The sequence below is a fragment of the uncultured Tateyamaria sp. genome, assembly GCF_947504105.1.
Lineage (GTDB): Bacteria > Pseudomonadota > Alphaproteobacteria > Rhodobacterales > Rhodobacteraceae > Tateyamaria.
The window spans coordinates 1-442 of the sequence record NZ_CANNGP010000173.1 but is presented as its reverse complement, the minus strand read 5'-3'; the positions used below and the strand labels follow the sequence as shown (position 1 = coordinate 442).

The 442-nt window shown below is 51.4% G+C and carries 1 protein-coding gene; it reads left to right on the top strand.

Annotated features, from left to right (window positions below):
* Positions 1-265, top strand: a 265-nt coding sequence (locus Q1A75_RS24100) for a DUF1963 domain-containing protein (RefSeq protein WP_299593634.1), incomplete at its 5' end; no start/stop codon positions are given.
* Positions 266-442: the final 177 nt, after the last annotated feature.

Below are 442 nucleotides of genomic sequence, written 5' to 3'. Positions count from 1 at the left end.
ACCAATGCCCCCCAAAGTCGAGAGAACACTGGATCAATCATCGCAGATCGATGCAGAAGTCATAAGACAAGCCCAAAGTGATGGATGCTGCGCATTGCACCAATGGCCGCTATATAGCAGAAGATGCGAATACCCACCCTTGAGCACCGACACGGTCTTGGGTTTTAAGTGGGGAGACATGGGGGTAATTCAGTTCTGGATTTCAGAGACCGATCTGGAAAATCACTATTGGGAAAACGTCAAAGTGCGTTTGGCTGGTCATTGATGTTGAGCTATTCAACTTGAAAGCAGCCATTGGGGTGAGTTCGGCGTATGACCGCTTCGTCCCGCATCTTTCCAGTTCGCAGCAGGGATCGCGAAGGTCCGCAATCATCAGCTCGGCAAAGGCCTTCGTGCCGGTTCGCCGGTCTTCAGCACCGCGTTCATGATGACAATGAGCTTA